The following is a 6,543-nucleotide window of genomic DNA, read 5'->3' on the forward strand; positions in this document are numbered from 1 at the left end:
AAAAATTAAACTATTAAAACTCAAATGCAGCACGTACACCAGCCTCTTTAAACCCTGTCTTGTGGAACGCTACAAACAACCCGGCATTGAAGAATCTGTTTCCTATACCATACCCCAGCTCGCTGTATGATTTTATTTGCGGTGTGTAAAGCTGACTAAAGTACACCCTTTCCTTGTCGGCGAAGTCAGATATGAAGTGAATATTCTTAAGTATCAGAAAAGGTGTCTCTAACATTGCATGTGCCTGAATATAAGTATCAGACGCGTTGTACAGGTCCCTGCTAAGCAAATTAAAGCCCCCGCCCAGTCCATCGTCCCAGTTCTCGGGGAAGTTGCTTTTGGAAAAATAGACAAAATCGAGAAAGTACTCAGTTTTTTGGTTAACAAATCGTCCTGCACCAATATGATACTGTAGTGAACTCATCAGCCCGAATGGAATATTATGGCTTATATCCAGTTCAATGCGGTTATATTGAGATGTGCTACCCAGAAAATCCTTTATACTTCTTGAAAACTCAAGTTTAAAGGTCGGATAATCGGAGCGAACATATATCTTCTGCCTCCCCTCATACCTGTAATATTGCTGCGGGGTCCAGCTGATACGTATAAACGGGGCAAATGACTTTCTGTTAACGAACAGATTCTCAATATGCTCGCTCTCCTCGTTAGTAGATCGAAGCACAGCGCGGCTGTTTTTATTTTTACGTATGTGATAATCAATTCCCGTCTGTAAAAGCAGTCCGTTAGTCACCTCCAGGGTGTTGAATATTTTCAGGTAATAATCCCTGTAATAGTTCATGGATATATCTTCAAAAGCTAGTCCGTGGTTTTTCAGGCTATCCTGAATCTGTTCCACAAACAATGAACTGTATGTGGGATTCCCGTTTCCTATAGAAATGGTTGTGCTTCCCAAGTGATAAGGTTCGTAGTTCAGAGTAGTTGTCAGGTCCGTAAAAAACTCCCTGCGTCTGATCATATACCCTGCAAATGCATTTATATTAACTGAACGGCTCTTTTTCAGATCTATGTTGAACGAGAGCTTCTGGCGATAGGTAATACCATCGTTTGTTGTATATCCAAGCATCAGCGGGTTTAGTAATCCCGAGTATCCTATACCGGTTGACATGTACTTGTAATTTGAATTCATCACCATACGTTGTGCTACCTGCTGGGCAATATTGCGGTTTCCATCCAATTCTCCATTTGCCTTTCGCTCCTCTTTCTCCTTCTGCCTCCGGTTATACTCGGCAATCACGTCTCTCTCCATTGCCTGCAAAGGGATGGGCCTTTTTTCATTCCAAAAGAGAGAGTCGCTTCTTACCGGCACCGAATCTAGGCGCACCATATATATATCGCTGATGTTGAGCGATTTCCCTGGCTCTGTGTGTTGACGAAGCTCTATCTCCTTGTAGTCGATCTTTGCCAGATGCCTGCTTGCTAGCACATTGCCAAGGTATGATGAAGTCTGGTATATAGTGAAGCTCACCGGAAGGTAGTTTGTTACCCACTCATCTCCCATTGTTATCTCAAATGAGAAATCGGAGAATATACCCAATCCCTCTCCTCTGAAGAAAATAACTCGCCATGTACCTTTCTCAACGGTAAACGATCCCTTCAGCAATTTTGGATTTTCGTAGATAGGATTGAATTGAATAATGTAGTAGGTTTTATTGTTCTCATTAAATGTACTGTATATGTTATACCTGTAATATTTCGATGTGCTTGTCCTTATAGGCATAAAGAAGCTCTCATCGTTGGTGGTCTCACCATAAATATTAATGTTCAGAAGCTCAAAAGGTATCATATCAATATCCTTTCTTCCAATGAGTGTTCCTGTAACATGTCGAATATCACGCATGTAGTTGTTAGGAAATTCATATCTGAAATCGCTTATAGTTTCAATCAGAGCTTCATCGTTGTAGGGGTCGTGCAAAACAAAATTGGGAATCAGGCGTGTATGTTTATATAGCATGTTTTTTTTCACAGTCTGTACATACGTTCTCGTATAAACCTCAGCCGAGTAGCTGTCAACCAGATAATTGTATTTTTCGGCAGCACTCATTGCCCTGCTCAGTATTGTATCCTCTGGCAAATCGTAATCATTTGCCAAAGCATTGAACATTGAGCTAAAAAGAAAAAAAATAATTATGATATTTTTTTTTTGCATGCACGAAAGTTAGAAATTTCTCGGGTACAATATGATCCGGGCAGACTATGTAGCTATAACTATTAATAAAAGATATTTGATAGATACGCATACAAATTTACATGATTTTTTGTTTTACTGAAAAAAATGACCGGGTGATAAAACTATTTAACACAATTTATTTCAGAATGAACTTTATATTTAAAACTGTAAAAGAAAAAAATATTGTTTTTTTTGTTATTAATTGCAAAAAAACTTTTACATTTGTGTTTTAGAACATAGTTTTATAACATTAATGCAGGGAAAGAAGAAAGATGTGATAAATTTATCCTCTACACTGCCCGACATTTGGAGGATACTTTCTGACGTTGAGCGTGAACAGTTGCGCAGCAATGCCCGGGTCCTACAGTTCCAAAAAAATGATCTCATATATATCGAGGATGAAATACCCAAATTTCTGATGTGCCTTTTTTCGGGCAAGGTTAAGATCTTTAGGAGTGGAGTAGGTGGCAGAAGTCAGATAATCAGAATAATAGGGCCAGTGCAATATTTCGGTTACAGGGCCTATTTCGCCCGTGAGCCATACGTCACTGCCGCTTCGGCTTTCGAAGCTTGCACAGTCTGCATGATTCCTATGGAACTGATTGAGAAGTTTCTCCGCAAGAACGGCAATCTTGCAATGTTTTTCATTCAAATGTTGTCTGTTGATCTGGGTATTGCTGATCAGAGGGTAGTAAACCTCACACAGAAGCATGTACGCGGACGGCTTGCAGAGTCCCTGATTTTCCTTAAAGAGAGTTACGGACTGGAGGAAGATGGTGCCACCATCAATATTTACCTTGCCCGTGAAGATCTGGCAAATCTCTCCAATATGACAACATCTAACGCCATAAGGACACTCTCCAACTTCGTAAATGAACGCATAATAGCTATTGATGGACGTAAAATAAAGATAATTGACGAAGACCGGCTTCGTAAAATAAGCCATATAGGATAATTTTTTTCATTATTTGTGATTTTATTTTTTTGTATTCCGGAACTCCTGTCTACCTTTGCAAAACAATAGACAGGAAAGGAATGATTCGAAAAATAGCAAGGTCTATACTTACATCCTATTACAAACCGGTGGAGAAATTTATTGAGGATCCCTTCGGTACCCAACAAAGAACTCTCGAATATTTACTCGAACACGGCAGGAATACCCTCTACGGGCATGAAAAAAACTTTAATGAAGTATTCAACGATGAGGATTTTCGTGCTAGGGTCCCGCTTATATCATATGAGGAGTTACGCGACTATCTCAGGATGATCATTGTTGACAAAAAGGAAAATGTACTATGGGATACCCCGGTAAAATGGTTCGCCATGTCGTCAGGAACAACCGAGGACAAAAGCAAGTATATCCCTGTCACACGCGAATCGCTGTTCAATGGGAACTACCGTGCCGGCTACCACATGCTTGGATCATATTCGGCACATCACCCCGATACGGCTTTTATCTTGGGTAAAACGCTGGTTATGGGTGGTAGCCGACAAGTGAACCATATTGGCGAAGGTGTTTATACCGGAGATATTTCGGCAATACTGATGAAGAATCTGCCCCGGGCAGTGAAAAGGAGAAGGACTCCAGAGAAAATTGCACTTCTGCCCGACTGGGAGGAGAAACTGCAAAAGCTTGCAGATTATGCTATTCATACCGACATACGTGCTTTGGTTGGAGTACCTTCATGGATGCTGGTACTCCTGAAAAAAATTGTAGATGAGACAGGACTCTCCATTACCACCATATGGCCGAATCTTGAAGTGTTTTTTCATGGGGGTGTTAGCTTTCCCCCTTTCCGGGAACAGTACGAAAAGATCATCCCTTCGGGAACAATGAACTACTGGGAGACCTATAATGCTTCGGAAGGATTCTTCGGCGTTCAGTATTCGCCTGGCTCAGGCGATCTACTTCTTTTACTCGACAATGAGGTCTATTACGAATTTATACCAGCTGGTGAGTGGAACAAGGAAAATCCCGAAATAGTACCCCTTAGCGGTGTGGAAACCGGTAAGCAGTATGCAATGGTGATAAGTACCAGTGGCGGCTTGTGGCGATACAAGTTAGGTGATACCATTCAGTTTACCTCTACCGCACCCCACCTGTTCAGGTTGACCGGTCGCACAACACAGTTTATAAATGCTTTCGGTGAAGAGCTTATTGTAGATAATGCCGACAGGGCTGTAGGCGAGGCATGCCGTCAAACAGGTGCAAAAATCACCGAATATACAGCCGCACCGGTCTATTTTGGCGATAACAGTAACGGCGCACACGAATGGATTGTAGAGTTTGATACCTATCCTTCTGATATGGGCATGTTTGTGGAAGTGCTGGATGAAAGCCTTAAAAAGCTCAATTCCGATTATGAAGCCAAGCGCTCCTATAATCTTTCATTAGGCCTCCCAGTAGTAAGGCCGGTTGAAAAAGGCGCTTTCTACAGCTGGATGAAACAAAGAGAGAGAGCAGGAGGCCAGAATAAGGTGCCAAGACTATCTAACGACCGTAAATATGTCGAAAGCATATTGAATTTTGTTGCATCCAATTCCTAAAATTGAATAAAATCGGTCATCCCTTGCCTATTAATGAGAAAGATTCAGTAAATTTGCGGTCTAAAACCGACTTGTAACGAGATGAGAATAAAATCTGTATATTTTTTACTGCTTGCCTTGGTGCTGAGTTCCTGCAATGAGTACAATAAAATTTTGAAAAGTACCGACAGAAACCTGAAGTACACTTATGCGAAAAAATACTTCGAAGAGGGTAAATACAGTCGGTCAATCACACTACTTGAAGAGCTTGTAGCCTTCATGAAAGGTACGTCAGAGGCCGAGGAGTCATTGTATCTGTTGGCTCAGAGCCATTATAATTCAAGAGATTATATTTCATCTACGCAGGTGTTTACAACCTATTACACTACTTATCCCAACGGTACTTATGCCGAGCCTGCCATGTTTTACTCAGCCTATGGCATGTATCTCGATTCGCCTGATGCCCGTTTGGATCAGACAAAAACATATACGGCTATTGCTGAGTTTCAAAAATATATTGAACGTTATCCACAGACTGAACGTTCCGAACAGGCAAAGGGCTATCTGTTCGAGCTTCAGGAGAAGCTGGCCTATAAAGAGCTTATGTCGGCCAGGCTATACCTGAATCTCGGCAACTATATGGGTAATAATTACGAGTCTGCAGTTATTACTGCACGCGAGGCAATGAAGATCTACCCCTATTCAAAATATCTGGAGGAGTATCAGATCACCATCCTTAGGGCCCGTTACGAGTATGCTCAGCGCAGTACACTTAAAACGCAGCCTGAACGTTACCGTATGGTTGTTGATGAGTTTTTCAACTATACAAACACATTCCCGGAAGGGAAGTACACCAAAGAGGCGGAAGAGTATTACCGCGAAGCTCAAAAAAAGATTGAAGTGCTGCCCACAACATGATATTCATGTGAGTATCCTTCTTCAGGCCACCACTCCCTGTTCACAGGCACTCACGTCAACAGAAAACAATTAATATACATAATAATAATGGACTATAGAAAAATTGCTGCAAGCTCAAATACGGAAACCCGCGATGTGATGAAACTCGCTGAAACCGTAGGAAACGTATATGAAATGGTTATGATCATCAGTAAGAGGGCTAATCAGCTCTCTATTGAGATGAAGCAGGACCTTGATGCAAAACTGCAGGAATTTGCTTCATATACCGATAATCTGGAAGAAGTATTTGAAAATCATGAGCAGATAGAGATTTCGCGTTTCTATGAAAAGCTTCCAAAACCCTCACTGCTTGCCATTGAGGAGTGGAATGAAAACGAGATCTATTATCGCAACCCTGCTAAGGAAAAAGAAATGTTCGGATAATATGCTGCAACGGATACAAACGGTTTTTTTACTTCTGGCTTCTGCCGCCATGCTTGTCGCTACTGTTACACCTCTTGCCATTTTTATGTATAATGGTGACAGCGTTGTATTTGAAGCGATGGGAATCTACGTTAACGGCGAAATCAACGACTCTACCTGGGGCCTGTTCGCTATTGGTACTATCAGCGCGGTGCTGGCACTGATAACTGTCTTCCTCTACAGGCACAGAATTTTGCAAATACGCATATCCATCTTCAATATTGTAATGATGGTAGGTTTTTACCTCTATTCCGGTTTTATCATCTTTAAACTGTATCCCTTCGAGAGCTTACAGTTTCAAAAAATAGGAGTGGGTATCATCATGCCTGTCATAGCAATTATCTTCACTATCCTTGCCATTCGCAAGATAGGTGCTGATGAAACCCTAATCCGCTCACTTAACAGACTAAGAAAATAGTGTTCACTGACAATACGCTATTTTTTCAAGG

The 6,543-nt window shown here is 41.4% G+C and carries 6 protein-coding genes; 5 read left to right on the top strand and 1 reads right to left on the bottom strand.

What is annotated here, in order from left to right; translation table 11 throughout:
* Nucleotides 1-13 precede the first annotated feature (13 nt).
* Nucleotides 14-2,167: a DUF5686 family protein gene (locus B3B27_RS07580; RefSeq protein ID WP_238865859.1), complete on the bottom strand. Its 2,154-nt coding sequence runs from the start codon at nucleotides 2,165-2,167 to the stop codon at nucleotides 14-16.
* 274 nt (nucleotides 2,168-2,441) lie between these two features.
* On the opposite strand from B3B27_RS07580, the gene B3B27_RS07585 reads away from it, so the two are divergent.
* From B3B27_RS07585 to B3B27_RS07605, 5 genes are all read left to right on the top strand, one after another.
* Complete coding sequence (locus tag B3B27_RS07585) at nucleotides 2,442-3,143, top strand: Crp/Fnr family transcriptional regulator (RefSeq protein ID WP_238865861.1); 702 nt, start codon at nucleotides 2,442-2,444, stop codon at nucleotides 3,141-3,143.
* An 80-nt stretch (nucleotides 3,144-3,223) separates the two neighbouring features.
* A complete protein-coding gene (locus B3B27_RS07590) occupies nucleotides 3,224-4,735 on the top strand; it encodes a GH3 auxin-responsive promoter family protein (protein WP_238865863.1) in 1,512 nt (503 codons plus the stop codon).
* A gap of 81 nt (nucleotides 4,736-4,816) precedes the next feature.
* Nucleotides 4,817-5,632: an outer membrane protein assembly factor BamD gene (locus B3B27_RS07595; RefSeq protein WP_238865865.1), complete on the top strand. Its 816-nt coding sequence runs from the start codon at nucleotides 4,817-4,819 to the stop codon at nucleotides 5,630-5,632.
* A gap of 87 nt (nucleotides 5,633-5,719) precedes the next feature.
* Nucleotides 5,720-6,055 (top strand): DNA-directed RNA polymerase subunit omega, encoded by a 336-nt coding sequence (locus tag B3B27_RS07600; RefSeq protein WP_238865867.1) that lies wholly within the window; start codon nucleotides 5,720-5,722, stop codon nucleotides 6,053-6,055.
* Between the two features lies 1 nt (nucleotide 6,056).
* Nucleotides 6,057-6,512: a DUF4293 domain-containing protein gene (locus tag B3B27_RS07605; protein ID WP_238865869.1), complete on the top strand. Its 456-nt coding sequence runs from the start codon at nucleotides 6,057-6,059 to the stop codon at nucleotides 6,510-6,512.
* Nucleotides 6,513-6,543 lie beyond the last annotated feature (31 nt).

Source organism: Proteiniphilum sp. UBA5463, assembly GCF_002427225.1.
GTDB classification, from domain to species: domain Bacteria; phylum Bacteroidota; class Bacteroidia; order Bacteroidales; family Dysgonomonadaceae; genus Proteiniphilum; species Proteiniphilum propionicum.

Coding starts and splice junctions, on each gene's coding strand:
- B3B27_RS07590 (WP_238865863.1), top strand. CDS start 3,224: ATGATTCGAAAAATAGCAAGGTCTATACTTACATCCTATTACAAACCG.
- B3B27_RS07600 (WP_238865867.1), top strand. CDS start 5,720: ATGGACTATAGAAAAATTGCTGCAAGCTCAAATACGGAAACCCGCGAT.
- B3B27_RS07595 (WP_238865865.1), top strand. CDS start 4,817: ATGAGAATAAAATCTGTATATTTTTTACTGCTTGCCTTGGTGCTGAGT.
- B3B27_RS07605 (WP_238865869.1), top strand. CDS start 6,057: ATGCTGCAACGGATACAAACGGTTTTTTTACTTCTGGCTTCTGCCGCC.
- B3B27_RS07585 (WP_238865861.1), top strand. CDS start 2,442: ATGCAGGGAAAGAAGAAAGATGTGATAAATTTATCCTCTACACTGCCC.
- B3B27_RS07580 (WP_238865859.1), bottom strand. CDS start 2,167: ATGCAAAAAAAAAATATCATAATTATTTTTTTTCTTTTTAGCTCAATG.